The sequence below is a fragment of the Burkholderia sp. IDO3 genome, from assembly GCF_003366075.1.
Taxonomy (GTDB): Bacteria; Pseudomonadota; Gammaproteobacteria; order Burkholderiales; family Burkholderiaceae; genus Burkholderia; species Burkholderia anthina.
Window position 1 is genome coordinate 252,871 of the sequence record NZ_CP028965.1, and the last position, 18,382, is coordinate 271,252.

At 65.2% G+C, this 18,382-nt stretch carries 16 protein-coding genes and 1 pseudogene; 4 read left to right on the forward strand and 13 right to left on the reverse strand.

All coding sequences use genetic code 11. The features are described from left to right. Positions 1-16: 16 nt before the first annotated feature. The 4 genes from DCN14_RS36940 to DCN14_RS36955 are packed head-to-tail and all read right to left on the reverse strand — an operon-like array spanning position 17 to position 6,511. Complete coding sequence (locus DCN14_RS36940) at positions 17-1,543, reverse strand: TolC family protein (protein ID WP_012218122.1); 1,527 nt, start codon at positions 1,541-1,543, stop codon at positions 17-19. Positions 1,544-1,550: 7 nt separating this feature from the next. Beyond that, positions 1,551-2,678 (reverse strand): ABC transporter permease, encoded by a 1,128-nt coding sequence (locus tag DCN14_RS36945; RefSeq protein ID WP_011880252.1) that lies wholly within the window; start codon positions 2,676-2,678, stop codon positions 1,551-1,553. A gap of 2 nt (positions 2,679-2,680) precedes the next feature. Further along, positions 2,681-5,509, reverse strand: coding sequence for a ribosome-associated ATPase/putative transporter RbbA (rbbA, locus tag DCN14_RS36950; RefSeq protein ID WP_011880251.1), 2,829 nt, complete (start codon positions 5,507-5,509; stop codon positions 2,681-2,683). Positions 5,510-5,512: 3 nt separating this feature from the next. Beyond that, entirely contained in the window at positions 5,513-6,511 is a 999-nt protein-coding gene (locus DCN14_RS36955; RefSeq protein ID WP_011880250.1) for an HlyD family efflux transporter periplasmic adaptor subunit, read from the reverse strand. Between the two features lie 60 nt (positions 6,512-6,571). Here DCN14_RS36955 and DCN14_RS38320 point away from each other — a divergent pair, with 60 nt between their 5' ends. Beyond that, positions 6,572-7,060: a hypothetical protein gene (locus DCN14_RS38320; RefSeq protein WP_143331245.1), complete on the forward strand. Its 489-nt coding sequence runs from the start codon at positions 6,572-6,574 to the stop codon at positions 7,058-7,060. 248 nt (positions 7,061-7,308) lie between these two features. Continuing rightward, the gene (locus DCN14_RS36960; RefSeq protein ID WP_011880249.1) at positions 7,309-8,340 is read left to right on the forward strand and encodes an AraC family transcriptional regulator; all 1,032 of its coding nucleotides are present in this window, start codon (positions 7,309-7,311) and stop codon (positions 8,338-8,340) included. A 43-nt stretch (positions 8,341-8,383) separates the two neighbouring features. Here DCN14_RS36960 and DCN14_RS36965 read toward each other — a convergent pair whose 3' ends face one another. From DCN14_RS36965 to DCN14_RS36985, 5 genes are all read right to left on the reverse strand, one after another. Next, a complete protein-coding gene (locus tag DCN14_RS36965) occupies positions 8,384-9,151 on the reverse strand; it encodes a helix-turn-helix transcriptional regulator (protein ID WP_011880248.1) in 768 nt (255 codons plus the stop codon). 516 nt (positions 9,152-9,667) lie between these two features. Continuing rightward, entirely contained in the window at positions 9,668-10,846 is a 1,179-nt protein-coding gene (locus DCN14_RS36970; RefSeq protein WP_011880246.1) for an acetate/propionate family kinase, read from the reverse strand. A 56-nt stretch (positions 10,847-10,902) separates the two neighbouring features. After that, positions 10,903-11,526, reverse strand: coding sequence for a hypothetical protein (locus tag DCN14_RS36975; protein ID WP_226189492.1), 624 nt, complete (start codon positions 11,524-11,526; stop codon positions 10,903-10,905). Positions 11,527-11,632: 106 nt separating this feature from the next. Continuing rightward, entirely contained in the window at positions 11,633-12,382 is a 750-nt protein-coding gene (gene phbB, locus DCN14_RS36980; RefSeq protein WP_012218127.1) for an acetoacetyl-CoA reductase, read from the reverse strand. Between the two features lies 1 nt (position 12,383). Then, a complete protein-coding gene (locus tag DCN14_RS36985; RefSeq protein ID WP_011880243.1) occupies positions 12,384-12,836 on the reverse strand; it encodes a hypothetical protein in 453 nt (150 codons plus the stop codon). Positions 12,837-13,132: 296 nt separating this feature from the next. Here DCN14_RS36985 and DCN14_RS36990 point away from each other — a divergent pair, with 296 nt between their 5' ends. Continuing rightward, positions 13,133-14,671, forward strand: a complete 1,539-nt coding sequence (locus DCN14_RS36990; RefSeq protein ID WP_012218041.1) for an IS3-like element ISBmu11 family transposase — start codon at positions 13,133-13,135, stop codon at positions 14,669-14,671. A 43-nt stretch (positions 14,672-14,714) separates the two neighbouring features. Next, positions 14,715-14,915 (forward strand): annotated as a pseudogene (locus DCN14_RS36995) (IS30 family transposase); the annotation flags it as partial. A gap of 254 nt (positions 14,916-15,169) precedes the next feature. Here DCN14_RS36995 and DCN14_RS37000 read toward each other — a convergent pair. Genes DCN14_RS37000 through DCN14_RS37015 form a run of 4 tightly spaced genes read right to left on the reverse strand, consistent with a single transcriptional unit; the run spans position 15,170 to position 18,380 of the window. Continuing rightward, complete coding sequence (locus DCN14_RS37000) at positions 15,170-15,970, reverse strand: c-type cytochrome (RefSeq protein WP_007182911.1); 801 nt, start codon at positions 15,968-15,970, stop codon at positions 15,170-15,172. Next, positions 15,967-17,592 (reverse strand): b(o/a)3-type cytochrome-c oxidase subunit 1, encoded by a 1,626-nt coding sequence (locus DCN14_RS37005; RefSeq protein ID WP_007182912.1) that lies wholly within the window; start codon positions 17,590-17,592, stop codon positions 15,967-15,969. The genes DCN14_RS37000 and DCN14_RS37005 overlap by 4 nt, the downstream gene beginning before the upstream one ends. Then, the gene (locus DCN14_RS37010; protein ID WP_011880240.1) at positions 17,582-18,169 is read right to left on the reverse strand and encodes a cytochrome c oxidase subunit II; all 588 of its coding nucleotides are present in this window, start codon (positions 18,167-18,169) and stop codon (positions 17,582-17,584) included. Before DCN14_RS37010 ends, DCN14_RS37005 begins: the two co-directional genes overlap by 11 nt. Positions 18,170-18,179: 10 nt before the next feature. Beyond that, positions 18,180-18,380 (reverse strand): hypothetical protein, encoded by a 201-nt coding sequence (locus DCN14_RS37015; protein WP_007182914.1) that lies wholly within the window; start codon positions 18,378-18,380, stop codon positions 18,180-18,182. Positions 18,381-18,382 lie beyond the last annotated feature (2 nt).

Genomic DNA, 18,382 nt, shown 5'->3' on the forward strand with positions numbered 1-18,382 from the left:
GCTTCGCGCCGGCCGCTCACGTCTTGCCGGGCGATGCCTCGTCGCCGCTCGACCAGCCGCCGCCGAGCGCGAGATACAGCCGCACCGTCGCGAGCGCCTCGCCGGTCTGCGACTGCACCAGTTCGTCTTCGCGCCGCAGCGCGTCGATGCGCGCATCGAGCACGTCCTGCAACGTCCGCCGGCCGCCTTCGTAAAGGCGCCGGGCCTCGTCCGCGTTGCGGCGCGCGATCTCGAGCGTCGCCGCCAGCCGCTCGCTGCGCTGGTCGAAGCCGTGACGCACGCCATACGCGCTGTCGACTTCCTCGAGCGTCTGCAGCAGCGTCTTGTCGTGCTGCGCGAGCGCGGCCTGCAGGCGCGCATCGTTGGCCTCGATGTTCGAGCGGATGCGCCCCGCGTTGAAGATCGGCAGGTCGGCGCCGATGCCGATCAACCCGCCCGTGCCGCTCAGCCCCGGCAGGCCGTCGAGATGCACGCGGCCGTCGAGGCCGACGAACGTCAGATAGAAGCGCGGCAGCAGGTCGGCTTTCGCGCTGCCGAGCCGTGCGGCCTGCGCGCGCACCATCGCCGCCGTCGCGCGCACGTCGGGCCGGCGCTCCAGCACCGCCGACGGCAGCTCGCCCGCCGGCACGGCCGGCACCCGAAACGGCCCCGGCGCGGCCAGCGGCGCGGCCTGTTGCGGAGGCTGGCCGGCGAGGATCGCGAGCCGCCGCCTGCGCACGTCGATCTGGCTCGCCAGCGCGGGACGCTCGGCCTCGCGCGCGACGATCTGCTCGTTCACGCGCGCCACGTCGTAGCGCGTGGCCTGCCCGGCACGAAACCGCGCGTCGGTATAGCGTTGCAGCGCATGCAGCGTGACGAGGCTGCGATCGAGCAGATCGAGCCTGCGCTGCAGCCCTTGCGCTTCCAGGTAGTTCTGCGCGACGTCGCCCGCGATCGCGACGCGCGTGCCGCGCAGCTTTTCCTGTGCGGCGTCGGCCAGCAGCGCGGCGGCCTGCGCGTCGCTCGCGCGGCGGCCGAAGATGTCGACTTCCCACCCGGCCGTGATGCCGCCCGCATAACTGTCGAGATCGGGCGAACCGTCGGGCATCTGCGACGGATCGCGCAGGTTGCCGAAGCCGTGGACGCCGCCCGCCCGCGCGGACAGCGACGGATAGCGCGCCGATTCGGCGACCGCCGCGAGCGCGCGCGCCTCGCGCACGCGCGCCTGCGCGACGCGCACATCCGTGTTCGCCTGCAGCGCGTCCTCGACATGTCGGGCAAGCGCGGGATCCTGCCATTGCGACCACCAGTGCGCGAGGTCGGCTTGCGTGCCGTCCGCCGCCGGCACTTGCTCGAACGCGGCGGGAACGTCGCGCTGAGGCGGCACGTCGACCTTCACGATCGACGTGCAGGCGGCGAGCATCGCCGCCGCGATCGCGGCGGCCACGGCGGCGCCCTCTCGCCGGCGCGACGCACGCCCCGGCGCGCGATCCGGCACACGGCGCGCATCGGCACCCGTCGCGGGTCTCGCGCAAGCGTTCTGAATGATTCTGAAGTCGGTCATCGGCGATTCAACCTTGTTGCGCGAGCATCGAGCGGAAGCGCACGAGCGCCAGCGCGAGGAAAAGTCCGCCCGCCGCGGCGATGCCCAGCAGGCGCGGCCATACGATGTCGATGCCCGCGCCGCGGAACAGGATGGACTGGGTGAGCGCGACGAACTGTGTCGTCGGCAGCAGCTTCACGAACGGCTGCATCGCGACCGGCATGCTCTGCACCGGCGTCGCGGCCCCGGACAGCAGATACGCGATCGCATAGGTCGGGACGGCGAGCAGCCCGAACTGCGGCATCGCGGGCGCGAGCGTCGCGAGCCACATGCCGAGCGCCGTCACCGAGAACAGGTAGAGCGCGGTGCCCAGCGCGAACAGCGCGATCGATCCCTGCAGCGGCACTTTCAGCCACAGATTCACGACGAAGCACAGCGACAGCAGCGACACGACGAAGATCACCGAGCCGTTCGCGATGATCTTCGCGACGGCGATCTCGCTCGCGCGCACCGGCATCACGAGCAAGTGCTCGATCGTGCCGTGCTCGCGCTCGCGGATCACCGCGGCGCCGACCAGGATGATCGACAGCACCGTGATGTCGATGACGATCTGCATGGTCGACGTGAACCAGTACGATTCCGTGTTGGGATTGAACTGCACGCGCACGACGGCATTCACCGGCAGCCGCGCATCGAGGTTGCGCGCGCGCAGGAACGCGAACGTCTCGGTCGTGAAGATCTGCTGCAGGTACGCGGTGCCGAGGCCCGCCTGCGTCATCGCGGTCGCGTCGACCAGCACCTGCACCGAAGGCGAACGGCCCGCCAGCACGTCCGCCTCGAAGCGCGGCGGGATCTCGACCGCGAAAATGTAGCGGCCCCGGTCGAGCTCGGCGTCGATGTCCTGCCGGCCGACGTCGACCGGCGGCTTGAAATACGGCGGCTGGATCGCCGCGCGCAACTGCCGCGACAGCTCCGAGTGGTCGCCGTCGATGATCGCCACCGACGCGTTCGACACTTCGGCCTTGATCCCCTTCGCGACCGAGTAGACGGCGAGCGTGAACGCGAACACGATCAGCGCCATCAGCGTCGCATCGCTGAACAGGCTGAAGATCTCCTTGCGGCTGAGCCGCGCGACATTCTTGAACCATTGCGTCACGGCTAGGCCTCCTGCTTCGGCAACAGGCAATACGCGCCGATCAGGTAGAGCAGCGCGAAGCCCGACAGCGCGGCGTACATCGTGCCGAAGTGCGCGGCGCCCAGGCCCTTCGTGAAGCTGCCCAGGCTCACGAGCTGGAACCACGACGACGGAAAGCCGAGGCCCGCCCAGTAGCTGCTCCCGGTGAGCGTCGACACCGGATAGAGCAGCCCGGAGAAATTGACCGACGGAATCAGGCACAGAATCGCGGTGCCGAAAATCGCCGCGACCTGGGAGCGCACGAACGTCGACACGAGCAGGCCGAGGCCGGTCGCCGCGAACACGAACAGCAGCGCGCCGATCGAGAGCGCGACGAACGATCCCTTCAGCGGCACGCCGAGCACCGTGACGGTCAGCGCGACGAGCACGAGGTAGCTCACCATCGCGAGCCCCACGTAAGGCGCCTGCTTGCCGAGCAGGTACTCGCCGACGCCCGCCGGCGATGCATAGAGATTCGTGATCGAGCCCATCTCCTTCTCGCGCACGACGCCGAGCGCGGTCAGCATCGTCGGGATCAGGATCAGCGCGAGCATGATGACGCCGGGCGTAATCGCATAGATGCTGCGGAATTCCTCGTTGTAGATGAAGCGCGACTCGACCGACACCGGCAGTGCGGGCATCGCGACGCTCGCATGACGGATTTCCTTGCCGACGTAGTCGAGCAGCACCGCGTTCACGTAGGTGCCGATCGTCGCGCCGGGGAACGGGCTGGAGCCATCGACATGGAACGACAGCTCGGGCCGGCGCCCGGCGAGCAGGTCGCGGCCGAAGTCCGGCGGAATCTCGACGACCAGCTGCGCGTCGTCGGCCTGCAGCAGACGGTGCGCTTCGCCGTCGGTGTACACGTGGCCGGTCGGCACGAAGTAGCGCGAGCCGGAAAACTGCTCGACCAGGGTACGGCTTTCGAGGCTATGGTCGCGATCGAGCACCGCGAACCGCACGTTCTCCACGTCGAACGACACGCTCCATGCGGCGGCGAGCAGCAGCACCACCGGGCCGAGCAGCGCGAACGCGAGCCGCAGCCTGTCGCGCGCGAGTTCCAGCGACTCGCGGCGCGCGAAGGCCCAGATGCGCGCGAGCGAGCCGGCGGTGGGGGCTGTGGTGGGCGTTGCTTCGGGGGCCCCTTCGGCTGTCGCTTTGCCGGTTGCTTCGGCTGTCGCTTCGGCCGTCGCGTCCGCCTGAGCGTCAGGTCGCGCCGCATCCGGCTGGCGCGAGGCCGGCGCCGTCGCGCCGGCCGCCTCGGCTTCTTCGAGACAGGCCACGAACGCCTCTTCGAGCGTCGACGCGTGACGCTGCTCGCGCAATTCCTCCGGGCTGCCCACGGCGAGCACGCGGCCGCGGTGCATCAGCGAAATGCGGTCGCAGCGCGCCGCCTCGTTCATGAAGTGCGTCGAGATGAAAATGGTCACGCGTTCCTCGCGCGACAACTGGATCAGGTGCCGCCAGAACATGTCGCGCGCGCCGGGATCGACGCCCGAAGTCGGTTCGTCCAGGATCAGCACTTCCGGCTTGTGCAGGCATGCGGCCGCGAGCTGCAACCGCTGGCGGATGCCGAGCGACAGCGCGGCGGGCCGCTCGTCGGCGCACGGCTGCAGCTCGAAGCTCGCCAGCGACCGCTCGACGGCCTCACTCGCGCGCTCGCCCTCCATCCGGTAGAGCTTCGCGTGCAGGTCGAGGTTCTGCCGCACCGTCAGCTCCTCGTACAGCGAGAACGACTGCGACATGTAGCCGACCTTCATCCGCGTGTTCATGTCGGTCGCGTCGATCGGCTTGCCGAGCAGCGTCGCGGTCCCGCTCGTCGCGTCGAGCAGGCCCGTCAGCATCTTCATCGTCGTCGTCTTGCCGCAACCGTTCGAGCCGAGAAAGCCGAAGATCTCGTTGCGCTCGATCCGGAAGCTCACGTGATCGACCGCGACGAAGCTGCCGAAGCGCCGCGTGAGCCCGTCGGCGACGATCGCGGGCGCGCCGTCCTGCGGGCGCGGCGGAATCACAAGGGCGGCCGCGCCGGCGCCGCCGGCCCCCGGCAGGAGCGACACGTACGCCCGCTCCAGGTCGTCCGTGCCCGCGCGCTCGAGCACCGCCTGCGTGCTGTCGTTGACGAGCACGCGCCCGCCGTCCATCGCGACCAGATGCTCGAAGCGCTGCGCCTCTTCCATGTAGGCGGTTGCGACGATCACGCTCATGCCGCGATGCTCGGCGCGCAGATCGTCGACCAGCGTCCAGAACTGGCGGCGCGACAGCGGATCGACGCCGGTGGTCGGTTCGTCGAGGATCAGCAGGTCGGGATTGTGCACGAGCGCGCAGCACAGGCCGAGCTTCTGCTTCATCCCGCCCGACAGCTTGCCTGCCGGCCGGTCCGGAAACGGCGCAAGGCCGGTGGCATCGAGCAGGCGCTGGATGCGCGCCGCGCGCGCATGCGCATCGAGCCCGAACAGGCGCGCGAAGAAATCGATGTTCTCGTACACCGAGAGCGTCGGGTACAGATTGCGCCCGAGCCCTTGCGGCATGAACGCGACGCGCGGCAGGATCGCCTCGCGCCGGTCGCGCACGCGCAGGTCCGCGCCGAGCACCGACACGTCGCCCTGCTGGATGCGCTTCACGCCGGCGATGACGCCGAGCAGCGTCGACTTGCCGACGCCGTCCGGGCCGATCAGGCCGATCGTCGTGTGCGCCGGCAGCGACAGCGATACGTCGTCGAGCGCGAGCGCCGAGCCATAGCGATGCGACAGGTTCGCGACATGGATCGCGCCCGCCGCATGGCCAGCCCCCGACGTGCCGAGCGTGGCAGCCATCGATCAGCTCCCGCGCACGGCGAGCGCCGCGGGCCACGGATGCGCGCCATCGAGCCGCACGAAGCCGTTGCCGGTCAGGCCGGCCTTCAGCCGTGGCGCGAGACGCCGCGCCACGTCGACCGGCAACTGCAGCTTCACGCGATACATCAGCTTCGCGCGCTCGCCCGCGGTTTCGACGTATTTGGGCGTGAACTGCGCGTCGCTCGACACGAAGCCGATGCGCGCGGGAATCGGTTCGTTCGGGAACGCGTCGAGGACGATGCGCGCGTCGGCGCCGATCGCGAGCTTGCCCGCCTGCGGCGCCGGCAGGAAGATCGTGAAATAGATGTCGTCAGGGTTGAGCATCGTCGCGACGCGCCCGCCCGCGGGCAGCACCGCGCCGACTTCGACGATCCGGTACTCGACCCGGCCCGCGATCGGCGCGCGAATGGTCGTGTCGGCGAGCACGGTCTTCAGCCGCGCGATCTGCGCGTCGGCCTCGGCGATTGCCGCATGCGCCTCGTCGAGCCCCGAGCGGGCGGCCTGCTGGCCGGCCTCGGCGCCGTCGAGCGCGAACCGGCGGCGCTGGCGCTCGACGCCCGACACCTGCCCGTCGCCGAACAGCTTCGACGTCTCCGTCCATTCGAGGCCCGCCAGCCGCTCGTTTGCCGCGCTCGCATCGACCTCGGCGCGCGCGCGTGTCGCCGCGCCGGCCGCGCGCGTGCGCGATGCGCTGGCCGCGTCGAGCTGCGCCAGCAATTCCGAGTCGTCCTCGCGCGCGACCACCGCGCCCGCCGCGAGCACGTCGCCCTCGTGAACGGGCAGCTCGACCACGCGCCCGCCGTACTTCACCGCGACATCGATGCGCGCCATTTCGAGCCGCCCGTTCGCGAACGCGATATCGTCCGGCCATGCGCCGCGCCGGTCATGCACCCACCACGCGCCCGCGCCGGCCAATCCGACCGCCACGACCGCCGCGATCGCCCAACTGCGTCTTTTGTTCATCTGCACTCTGTCGACCATGGGTCAAATCAATGCGGGCACAACCGGCTGATCGCCGCATGCAACTGCTGCGAAACCGAAATGCCCGACGGAATTCATCGAATACATATCAACCATGGCAGTGCGCAATCTCCCGGAAATAAACCGATTCATTCGCATGACAATCGCCCAGCGCCCGACGCATTTCGCCTCACGCCTTACGTTCGTCCGCGAGACAAAACGACGCTGTCCGAATCGGACATAAAAACAAACGCGCGCCGCCAGCGCAGCGCCGGAAAAAAACACACGCCTGACTCGCCGTCCGCATTCGCCGATCGGAACCGCACCGCCCGCCTGACGCGCGGCGTCATTCGCCCGCGCGATTTCGCTGAAGCACAAGGTTCGTGGAACCGACGACCGCCGCCCATGCCCGCGGCCCTCGAAACATTGGGCCGGGCCGGGCAGACGCCGCGCACGGCAGGCGCGGCGCAGCGCGTTCCGCGGCGGCTTGCGTTCGCCACGGCTCTTTTCGCGGACAGGGCGAAACGGGAATCGCGCGGCGGCATAAACCCTGCGCGACGACAATCCTAGCGGATTTATCGCGACGCGCGAGCCTCATTACCGGATCGACAACGAAAATGCGACGACTGATTGACGCACCCGCTTTCGTCGCATCGCCATTTTTGCTGGCTTCGCGTCAGTTTAAATACGCACAACGATCCGGCGCACACTGGCAACGTATGCGTATGTTGCTCGCCACGCACAAAAACTACAATGTTGCGAGAGGACAAATATTTTATGATTCAGGCCAAAGCGATGTTTCCACGAGGTCCGTCGACATGAGTTTCGGGGAGTTCACGAGAGGCCCGGCGAGCGCGCGGCTTCTGATCGGTTTCGGACAGGAGCATGGCGTGCCGGCCGCTCGCCTGCTGGCCGGCACGCGCCTTGCCGCCGGCCAGCTCGACGACCCCAACCTGGAACTGGCCGCCGCGCAGGAGCTGTGCATCGCGCGCAATTTGCTGCGGCTGCTGAAGCACCCGCCCGGGCTCGGGCTCCAGGTGGGATGCCGTTATACGTTTTCGGTGCACGGGATGCTGGGCTACGGCCTGATCAGCAGCGAGACCGTCGGAGACGCGCTCACGCTCGCGCTGCGTTTCCTGCCGCTTTCCTACGCGTTCACCTCGATCACGTACCACGAGCACGAGCACGTCGGCGTGTTGCGATTCGGCGAACTCGATCACCTCGCGGACGACATCCGGCAATTTCTCGTCGAGCGGGACATGGCGGCCGCGGCCGTCCTGCTGCGCGACGTCCTGGGCGGCGACATCGCGTCGCTCCGTTTCGCGTTCAGGGGCGACGAGCCGCGGCCGGCGTACCGGCCGTCCCGGGCGTGGCCGACCGCGCTCGGCACGGAGCACGAGTTCTCCGCGCGCTTCAACAGCCTGTCGTTCGAGCGCTCGCTCCTGAGCCGCGCATTGCCGCATGCGAATCCGGTCACGGCGTCGATGTGCGAACAGATGTGCGCGCAGCTCATGGAATCGAGACGCGCGCGCACCGGCACCGCGGCGGCGGTCCGCCATCACTTGAGCGCCGCCGGGGCGGCACTGCCGGATCTCGGGCGCATGGCCCGCCTGATGAACGTCAGCGAGCGGACGCTGAAGCGCCGCCTGAGCGACGAGGGCGTCACGTTCCGGGAATTGCTGGCCGAGGCGCGCCGGTCGGCCGCCGAGAGCCTGCTCGGCGCCGACGACCTGACGCTCACGGAAATCGCCGGGCGGCTCGGCTACAGCGACCTGTCGAGTTTCTCGCAGGCGTTCAAGCGCCGGCACGGCATCACGCCGAGCGCATTCCGCAAGCGCGTGCGGAATTGAGATCGCGCGGCGCCGGATGCCGGTCGCGCACGCGCGATTTCATTCAGCAGAGCTTCGCCGGATCGGCGATCCGGAAGCTCGAATGCCCGCAGTGCCGCCCGCAATCCGGTTCGGCGCGACACCCCGTTGCGCTGTTCGAAATGCGCACCAGGCGCGGATTCGAGAGGAAAGAAGGCGTGAGGCCGAAGTAGCGCTTGAATGTCCGGCTCAGGTGCGCCTGGTCGGAGAAGCTGGTGGCATGGGCGACTTCGGTGAGCGTCTTGCCGGACGCGAACATCGACACGGCCTTTCGCGCCTTGACCCAAAGCAGGTACTCGCGGATGGACACGCCCGTCACCGACGCGAACAGATGCACGAGCCTGCTTTCCGAAATGCCGCACAGCCTCGCCAGCGAACGGGGATCGGTACGCACCGGGACGCGGGCCTTCAGGCAGCCTGCGACCGTCTGCACGCGGCACTCGGTGGCCGGGAACGCGACGGCGTCCCCGAACAACGCATCGAGCACGCGCTGCGACGCCGCCGCGATGTCCGGGTCGCCCGGCGGCTTTCCGAGCGCGGCGCCAGACGTTTCCAGCACGAAGCCCTCGGCCTTCTTCGACAGATCGACGACCGGTTTCTCGCCCGGCACGTGACGCCGCAGGTATTGACTCAGCCGGCTCGCCGGGTCCAGCTGGATGCTGTACAGGCCGGTGGCATTGTTGACCTCGATCGACCGGCTGACATTTGGGGAAACCAGCAGGCACCGGCCCGTGTATGCGCCCCGCTCCGTGACGAGCCGGATTTCGTCGCTCGCGCCGATCACGATCACCATGGACGGGCGAGACGTCGAATCCCTCGATCCGAAGCGCGGAGACACGTATGTCGCAAAATCCTCGGAGATCGACAACGACGCAACAGGATCGCCCATACCTCACCTCTCAAACAGGAACGCGCCCATGCGCCCACGGTCTCTCGAATCGCTCGCGACCGGACGGAGCCTTCGCGCATCCGCCGTTTGCCACTCGCTGCTTTTCGTTCGAGTATAACGAAGCGGCTTCGCGCAAGAACAGCAAAAGCCTCGATTATTCGGACAGCATCCGGGATTCGTTCGGCGGGAGCCGGATGCGCCGGAATCCGCTTCGGCATGGGCGTGCGGGCGACGTGCGGGCGCGCGATGGCGATGGCACTGGCGATGCCAGCACCGCTGTATCGTTCGGGCGGGTGATCGCGCGATTCGCGCCGGATTCGCCAGACGCCTGCGCGCGGCCGCAGGCAATCGAGTGTGCGCTGCCGATGCCGACCGACGACGCCTTGCGCCGCGCGGCCGGCCGGAACGGCCGCACTGGCCCTAGCGCGCCAGCCGGCTCAGCGCGTGCCGGGCGATCATCAGTTCCTCGTTGGTCGGGATAACCCATACGTCCACCGCGCTTTTCGCGTCGCTGATGCGCGGGCCGTGGCGCGCGTTCGCGTCGGCGTCGAGCGACACACCGAGCCATGCCGCAAGCGTGCACACGCGCTCGCGCACAGCGTCCGCGTATTCGCCGATGCCCGCCGTAAACACGATCGAGTCGAGCCCGCCGAGCGCGGCCGCGAGCGAACCGAGCTCGCGCGAGATCCGGTAGCAGAACAGGTCGACCGCTTCGGCGGCCCTCGGATCGTCGCTGGCGAGCAGCGTGCGCATGTCGCTGGAGAGGCCGGACACGCCCAGCAAGCCCGAGCGCTTGTAGAGCAGCGACTCGATCGCGCGCGCGTCCATGCCGCCCTCCTCCAGCATCCACAGCACGACGCCCGGGTCGAGGCTGCCCGAGCGCGTGCCCATCACGAGCCCGTCGACCGCGGTGAAACCCATCGTGGTCGCGACGCTCCGGCAGTTGTCGAAAGCCGTCATGCTCGCGCCGTTGCCGAGGTGCAGCACGACCGTCTTGCCGTTCGCCGCGCGCGCGTCGTACTCGGGCAACACACCGGCGATGTACTCGTACGACAGGCCGTGAAAACCGTAGCGTCGCACGCCCCGGCTCGTGATCTCGGGCGGCAGCGCGAAGCGTGTCGCCACGGCCGGCTGCGTATGATGAAACGCGGTGTCGAGGCACGCGATCTGCGGCACATCGGGGTGACGCGCCCGTATGGAGCGGATCGCCGTCAGGTTGTGCGGCTGATGCAGCGGCGCAAGCGGGATGAGCGTCTCGAGTTGCGCGAGCACGCGATCGTCCACGCGCACCGGGGCCGAATAACCGTCGCCGCCATGCACGACGCGATGCCCGACCGCGACCAGCGTCGCATCGCCCGCGTGGCCGCGCAGCCAGTCGAGCAGGAACGCGATCGCGGCATCGTGCCCGAGGGACTCGCCGGCCGGCCAGACCCTGTGCTCGATCACGTCGCCATCCCTGCCTTTGACGGTGAAGCGCGGACGCTCGTAAATCTCTTCGAGCTTGCCGCCCGCGATCGGTTCGAGTTGCGCCGCGTCCACCGCGAATGCGTGAAACTTGATGCTGGACGAGCCTGCGTTGATGACGAGAACGACGTTCATGGCGTGGAAGGCAGCAAGCGCCGGATGCCAGCGGCGCGTCGGGATTGTCGGAGGGATCAGCTCTCGCAGACGATCGCGGAGAGCATGAGCGGAATGACCTGGTGTATCGCCGCGTGGCTGCCCGCTTGCCGCACGAGCGCTTCGACGGAATCGGTCGAGCCGAACACCACGGCGCCGTAGATCGGCCCCGACGGCGTCTTGCCGTTCCCCGGCTTGAACATCGGGTCACCCGGCTGGTATCCGAACACCGCGCGAACGCGCAGGCCGAATGCGGTGAGCCCTGCGTCGTGCCGGGGCTTGAACGCATTGACCGAATTGGCCTCGACGAGCATCGGCGACGGCTCGATGGACTGGTCGCTGATGAGCCGGGAGATGAACGCGTGCGCGCTGGATTTGCAGGTGAACTGCTCGTCGAGATCGTGCGCGAACGCGGACGCGGGACTCAGCCCCGCCCCCAGCATGACCACCGAAATCAGGGTGGCGAAAAAGGGCTTGTTCATGGCATGGCCGTTGAATGTCTTCTGCTCGATGCCGCTGCGGCGCAAGCCGTTCTGCCTGTCGCGACAATGCGGAGCGAAAAGGGATCGGCGTGCCGAAACGGGTTGCGCGCTTTCGACGGCCGATGCCGCCGCGCCATTCCCCTTTCTTTTCATGGCGGCCTCCCGCGAAAATACCATCATAGGACGGTATTCTGCGTACAAAAGTTTCTTTTGAAAAAGGCGCAAAGGGGAAACGGCACGCGGCGGCAATCGCGCCATGCCGCGCCGCGAAGCGGACGGGCCGCGCTTAGTACATGTGCTGGCCGCCGTTCATCGCGACGTTGCTGCCGGTCATGAAGCCCGCGGCATCGCTGGCGATGAAGGCGACCAGCGCCGCGATCTCGTCGGGCTGCCCGAGGCGGCCGACCGGAATGCCGGCGACGATCTGCTTGAGCGTATCCTCCGGCACGGCCGTCACCATCTTTGTCGCCAGATAGCCGGGCGAGACGGTATTGACCGTCACGCCCTTCCTGGCGACTTCCTGCGCCAGCGCCTTGGTGAAGCCGTGAATGCCGGCCTTGGCGGCGGAGTAGTTGGTCTGGCCGAATTGCCCCTTGCTGCCGTTGATCGACGAAATGTTGATGACGCGGCCCCAGCCCCGCTCCACCATGCCGTCGATGAACGGTTTCGTGACGTTGAACACCGAATCGAGATTGGTTCGCAGCACCGCGTCCCAACCGTCTTTTTCCAGCTTGCGGAACGTGGCGTCGCGGGTGATGCCGGCATTGTTGACCAGGATGTCGACATGCAGCCCGTCGGCCCGAATCCGATCGGCCATGCGCTTGCAGGATTCGAAATCGGCGACGTTCGCGTCGTACGAGTGAAACCGGTAGCCTTTGTCCGCCTCGCCGGCGAGCCATTCGGCCGCCGAGGCCGCGTCGCGCGCATGCGTGACCAGCACGCGGCATCCCGCGTCGTACAGCGCGCGGGCAATGGCCTCGCCAAGCCCCCCCATGCCCCCGGTCACGAGGGCGGTGCGATCCTGGGTCGTCGTCATCTCATGCCTCCTTTCGCACTTTCGCGTTGGCGACGGCCGTGGCGCCCTGCCACGCGCCGCTCCATTGCTTGATGAAATCCTGCGCGGACGACGCGGCGTTGACGCCTCCGGCGACCTCGCCGACCGCCTTTTGCCAATCCCCCAGCGCCTGCTGCAAGCCGGCGGTGAAGGCCGCCTGACTCTTGACGGCTTCCCGCGCGACCGCCTGGGCATCGTCGGCGCGCCGCTGGAACAGACGCCCGAGCGATTCGGCCGGCAACGCCGCGACGGACGGCCAGTCCGTCTTTCCGCGCAGCGTCTCGATCTCCGCCGCGGATTCGGCAATGCTGTCGGCGGTCGCGCGCTCGACCGCTTCGAACCACTGGCGTCCGCTTTCCTGCAGGAGACGCGCGATACGCAATTGAAATTCTCGATTGGTTTTGTAAAGGTGCAGGGAAATCGGTTCGGTAATCATGTTCGTTTGAATTGGCGAAATATCGAAAACTGAGCGGACTGAAAAATGCACAGAACTTCGCGGCATTCCACGCATTCGCATTTATCCGGCGCGCGTCTGCCACGGCAAACGCTGGAATTGTGCGGCCGATAATCCGGTACTGCTTGAACAAAACCGCTATTCCCGAGGCTTTGTTGCACAAAAGACGTCCAGGACGGCATAGCCCCCACCCCAGACGGATTTATGCTGTTGATTTCCACCGAATCTTGACCCACCGGGGATGCGGACAAAATCTTGGACTACTTTGGAGGTAGTCCATGTATTCATACGAAGACCGCGTTCGGGCGGTCGAGCTGTACCTGAAACTCGGAAAGCGCGTCAAGGCGACAATCCGCCAGTTGGGTTACCCGACGAAGAATTCTCTCAAGGCGTGGTGCGAGGAATTCGAGAAGAGTGGCGATCTGCAGAAAGAGTATGTTCGCGTAAAGCCGAAGTACTCAGAAGAACAGAAGAACCTGGCACTTGAGCATTACGTCAATCACGGGCGCAGCTTCAGCTTCACCCTCAGGGCATTAGGCTATCCCTGTCGCCAGATACTGACGGCGTGGGTTCGCGAGCGCTATCCGGAAACCAGGAAACGCGTGGTTGGCAAGGCAGGCCGACCGGCCGTGTCATTGGCGACCAGGCAGCTCGCGGTGTACGAACTGTGCACACGGGAAGGAAGTGCACAGGCGGTGGCGCAAAAGCTGGACGTCGACAGGGTGTCGCTGTACAACTGGAAGAACCAGTTACTCGGCCGAGGGGCCCCTGCATCCATGAAGCGCGACAAGGGATCACCATCAGAGACGGATCGGGACGAACTGGAGCGGCAGGTCGAAGAGCTCCGGCGCGACATTCGCAATCTGAAGCTTGAACACGACCTGTTGAAGAAGGCGAATGAACTCGTAAAAAAAGACCTGGGCGTCGACCTGTCACTCCTGAGCAATCGGGAGAAGACGACGCTGGTTGACGCCCTGAGAGAAGAATACGGTTTGACTGAGCTGCTTGAGCGGTTGGACCTGGCGCGCAGCTCCTATTTTTATCATCGGTCGCCCATACGGGTTGCCGACAAATATGCAGATGTCCGTCGTACCGTTGCAGAGATCTTCGAGGACAATCACCGATCCTACGGCTATCGTCGGGTGCAAGCAGCGCTTAGCAGGCAACGGGTGTTTCTATCGGAGAAAGTCGTGCGTCGCCTCATGAAACAAGGCGGCCTCCACGCAGCAAGGCCCAAGCGGCGCCGATATCGCTCTTATATCGGGGAAATCAGCCCTGCCCCAGATAACATCATCAATCGCGATTTCCACGCGAACGCCCCCAACGAAAAGTGGGTGACGGATATTTCCGAGTTCCAGATTCCTGCGGGGAAGGTATATCTATCGCCCATGATCGACTGCTTCGATGGGATGGTAGTCAGCTGGTCGATTGGCACAAGCCCCGACGCAGAGCTCGTGAATTCCATGTTAGATGCGGCTATCGAGACCGTGACCGAGGACGACGAGACGCCGATCGTGCATTCCGATCGGGGTGGCCACTACCGTTGGCCTGGCTGGCTATCGCGGGTTGCAAAGGCTAAGCTGATCCGCTCCATGTCGCGTAAAGCCTGTTCACCGGACAACGCGGCCTGTGAGGGATTCTTCGGCAGGCTAAAGACCGAGATGTTCTATCCAGGAGACTGGCGTTCGACGACCATCGCGGAGTTCGTTGAGGTACTGGACGCCTACGTTCGCTGGTACAACGAGAAACGGATCAAGGGCTCCCTTGGCTATCTCAGCCCCATCGAGTACCGTGAAAGCCTTGGGTTAGCAACGTAAATCAGTCCAAGAAAATAGCCGCATCCCCGGTGGGTCAGTTCTGCGTGGACATCAACACACCAACGGGCTATTGCGTCAGTTTCTGCCCAAGGGCATGGACCTATCGGGCATCACCCAGATGCAGTTGAACGACATCGCCAAATTAATGAATGGGCGCCCACGTCAGACGCTCGGCTGGAAAACGCCGGAAGAAGCCATGGCCATGGAGTTGGCTGCCGCCGGATTGGCTAAACGTTGCACTTGACTCTTGAGACCGCCGTGTATGAGGCGATCGAAATTCAGAATTCGAAGTGTTGAGCCGTTCGTGGCAACGGAGCGCGAACTGAGTCAGAGGCTCTGCTAATCACGGGGGCGCCTCTTGACGACGACGTTACGCAGTTGCGGCCAGATTAGTTTGAGCACGGCCTTGTCGGACGGAAAATGGCCCGCGCCTTTACGAACTTCCGAGGCAGCATCTCCCCGTGACTCAATCGCACGAGTGCGAGATGCAGTTTTCCGTTATGGTTGACCGGAGTAGAACTTGGCGGCCGCTTCGATCTCGTCGCGAGTCATATTTCTCGCAACGTTGCGCATTTGCTCGCTGGTATCGTTATGTCGTTCCCCTCCTGCAAACGCCAATAGTTGCTGGCGTATGTAGACGAGCGGCTCACCCTCCAACCACGGCGCACCTAGCTTGTTTTCAGCGGCTCCGTGACAAGAGGCACAGGGAGCAATATTCCGCATTGGGGAACCCGTCGCAACGATAGCGGGTGCAGGCACTGCAGACGCGCCGACCCGAACGCGAGGCAGCGAGGCGTAATATGCCGCCAAGTCCTTCATGTCCTGATCGCTCAAATTCGTAGCCATGGGGGTCATCACGGCGTTCGTGCGGGCTCCGCTCTGGAAATCTTTCAACTGCTTATACACAACACTTTCGTACTGCCCTGCGAGATTCGGTGAGTTTGCGAAGCTAAGTCCCTGCGGCCCATGACACATCGTGCATCGCAGTGAGAGCGTCGCACCGCGTCCAATCGAAAGTCCATCCGTTCCCGCGAAGGTCTGCGGAGTAAGCACTGCCGTGCTTGTCTTCGTGGACGAAACCACGGGCTGCGAGACGAGCCATTGCTGCGGCACCCCGGCCGCGCTACAGATCGCGTTCCACAGTCCTTTGAACTGCGGGTCGGTCTGGGCCGACGGTAACCACACGAACCCTATCAGGGCCGAGACGCCGGCAACTGCGACTGTCAGCCCTACGCTCACGGTGAACCAACGGTTGCGCAGCGAGAACAGGCGCGCTTCGGGTGACGGTGGTGTCCTCATCGCTGCCCTCCGATCCAGACGGCCGGCACGGAAGTCTGAGGGAGCGCCAACAACTGCGCAATCGGGTAGCCATAGTTCACTACGGTAAGTCCGATCATCAGCGCGATCCAGAGTCCGAAGCTATTGAGCGCAACCGGGAGGGTACGAGGAGGATGCACTGCCACGCTAAATTCGAAGCGACGCGCGGGTTCAATTGCGCCCCGGTGCCCCCTTGCAAGCACGATAAAGAACAACACCGCCGAAGCGACCAGAATCAGAGCACCGACGAACGAGAGCACAACGGTGATAGCCTCGGGCGCAATCGCGGGGTCGCTGTAGTCGAAAAATGCCATGCGACGCGGCATACCGAGGATGCCGGCATAGTGCCACGGGAACGTCGTAACGATCATCCCGACAAACCACGTCCAGAGCTGCCATCGAATGAGCCGCACGCTCCTAAGCGAGCGCCCTGTGAGTTGCGGCCATAGTTCGTAGGCAATCGCGAAGTACATGATGACGATGGCGCCGCCGAAAATCAGGTGGAAGTGCCCCGTGATCCATTGCGTGTTATGGATCGTCGAGTCGAGCTGGTAGCTCATGTTGATAAGGCCGCCGGCGCCACCGAAGCCCAGCATCACGAACGAGAACGCCACAGCCAGCATCATCGGCTCGTGCCACGGCAGCGCGCGTATCCAGCCAAACGCGCCCTTGCCGCCGCGCAGTCGGCCTGCAATTTCCACGGACGCGCAGATCGTGAAGACGGTGAGCAGCGTGGGCACCGCGACGAGCGCCGTGAACACGGACTGCAGGAACTTGAAGCCCGATCCCACTTGAGGGTCCGCGAACAAATGGTGAATGCCGATCGGCATCGCGACCACGAGAAAGAGGATGAACGAGATGCGCGCCATCTCATCGCTGTAGAGCCGGCCCCCCACGGCGCGCGGCACGAGCGTGTAGTACGCGATATAGGCCGGCATCAGCCAAAAATAGACGATGGCGTGCAGCGTCCATGAAAAGAATACGCGCGCGAGGCCCGAATCGATGGTGGATCTGAGACCCAGCGCGACCGGCAGAATCTGAAACAGGATTTCGATGGCGGCGCCCACCGCCGTCCATGCCCACAGGTACGAGCCCGCGACGTTCGCGAACATGGGCAGCGGCACAGGCGTACCTGGATTCGCCTTCTTCCAGACATGCAGGTTCACGGACATGAGTGCCACCCAAATCCATGATCCGACCACCACGAGTACCACGCCAATGTAATAGAAGGGGTTGCCGATCATGGGCGGATAAAACGTGTAAAGCACCGAGGCACGCCCCATAGATACCGGCACCATCGCCACAATCGAGCCTACCGCTACGAGCCACCAGCCGGCCCATGCCCACCGCTTACCGACCAGCCGCTGCGCAAGCGAGAGCTCGGTGATCGCATAGCCGAACCCCATAGCGATCAGTGTCGGAAATACGTATGCCATCACGGAGCCGTGCGCCGTCACCGAACGGTAATACAGCTCAGGCGCGGACAACCAAGCATGCAGCGGACTGCGCACGTACATTTGCCAGGCGCCCAACAGCAATGCCACCCCGAAGGTCGCGAAAGCGAACCAGAAATGTGCGAGCACGAGTCGTCGGTTATTTAACACAGCTGAGCCTCCGTGCACCGGCCGCAAGTTTGTCGAATTCGGCGGCCTCGATCACCTTCACATTTGCCCACATGCCCTCATGCCCTGTCCCGCAATACTCATGACATGGCATCAAGTGGTCTCCCGGCTCGTTGAACGTACTGCGGAACGTGGAGATGTAGCCCGGCTCGACCATCGAGTTAATGTTTGTATTCGCGATCAGGAAACCGTGAACGACATCCGCGCTCGTGATCCTGAATGTGACAGGAGTACGGGCCGGCACGAGAATACATTGCGGCGTGAATGAATACTGCTGCGCGACCACGCGTACCGTCACCGAACCGTCCGCCTCGCGTGCGGTTCCGAGATTGCCTTCTATAAATTCTCCGGACACGTGCAGCGTGGTCGGATCGATGGTTTCTACTCGCGACGGGGGCATCATTGCCCAGTGCAAACCGGTGAAGACCACTATTGCGACAAGCAGCAGTACAAACGCCACCGAGAACATGGCCCAGCGCCGCTCAGTACGGACTGCTATTGCATGGCTGTCGGCATGATTCGCCGGCGCCGTCGGAGGCGTGTTTTGGGTGTTCGACATGGGCTCGGATTTACTGGATAACGCCGCGAGGCAAAAACACCAGAAAGTAGAACGCAAACCACATTGCGATCACGATAAACGTCGCGATCCCGGCCAGCGCAAGTGCCCCCTTCGGTCCCATGCGCACGATGTCATCGACGTGCTGCTCGTCGTCCGATAGACGCCGGGCGATCGGCGCTTGGGGTATTCCGTCCTCAGTTGAGTCGCTCATGA

What these genes read in the sequence shown, in the direction of transcription:
- phbB (WP_012218127.1), bottom strand. Translation starts at nt 12,382, where the DNA reads ATGACGACGACCCAGGATCGCACCGCCCTCGTGACCGGGGGCATGGGG.
- DCN14_RS37000 (WP_007182911.1), bottom strand. Translation starts at nt 15,970, where the DNA reads ATGAGGACACCACCGTCACCCGAAGCGCGCCTGTTCTCGCTGCGCAAC.
- rbbA (WP_011880251.1), bottom strand. Translation starts at nt 5,509, where the DNA reads ATGGCTGCCACGCTCGGCACGTCGGGGGCTGGCCATGCGGCGGGCGCG.
- DCN14_RS37015 (WP_007182914.1), bottom strand. Translation starts at nt 18,380, where the DNA reads ATGAGCGACTCAACTGAGGACGGAATACCCCAAGCGCCGATCGCCCGG.
- DCN14_RS36965 (WP_011880248.1), bottom strand. Translation starts at nt 9,151, where the DNA reads ATGGTGATCGTGATCGGCGCGAGCGACGAAATCCGGCTCGTCACGGAG.
- DCN14_RS36970 (WP_011880246.1), bottom strand. Translation starts at nt 10,846, where the DNA reads ATGAACGTCGTTCTCGTCATCAACGCAGGCTCGTCCAGCATCAAGTTT.
- DCN14_RS38320 (WP_143331245.1), top strand. Translation starts at nt 6,572, where the DNA reads ATGCCCGACGGAATTCATCGAATACATATCAACCATGGCAGTGCGCAA.
- DCN14_RS36975 (WP_226189492.1), bottom strand. Translation starts at nt 11,526, where the DNA reads ATGATGGTATTTTCGCGGGAGGCCGCCATGAAAAGAAAGGGGAATGGC.
- DCN14_RS36955 (WP_011880250.1), bottom strand. Translation starts at nt 6,511, where the DNA reads ATGGTCGACAGAGTGCAGATGAACAAAAGACGCAGTTGGGCGATCGCG.
- DCN14_RS36960 (WP_011880249.1), top strand. Translation starts at nt 7,309, where the DNA reads ATGAGTTTCGGGGAGTTCACGAGAGGCCCGGCGAGCGCGCGGCTTCTG.
- DCN14_RS36985 (WP_011880243.1), bottom strand. Translation starts at nt 12,836, where the DNA reads ATGATTACCGAACCGATTTCCCTGCACCTTTACAAAACCAATCGAGAA.
- DCN14_RS36940 (WP_012218122.1), bottom strand. Translation starts at nt 1,543, where the DNA reads ATGACCGACTTCAGAATCATTCAGAACGCTTGCGCGAGACCCGCGACG.
- DCN14_RS37010 (WP_011880240.1), bottom strand. Translation starts at nt 18,169, where the DNA reads ATGTCGAACACCCAAAACACGCCTCCGACGGCGCCGGCGAATCATGCC.
- DCN14_RS36990 (WP_012218041.1), top strand. Translation starts at nt 13,133, where the DNA reads ATGTATTCATACGAAGACCGCGTTCGGGCGGTCGAGCTGTACCTGAAA.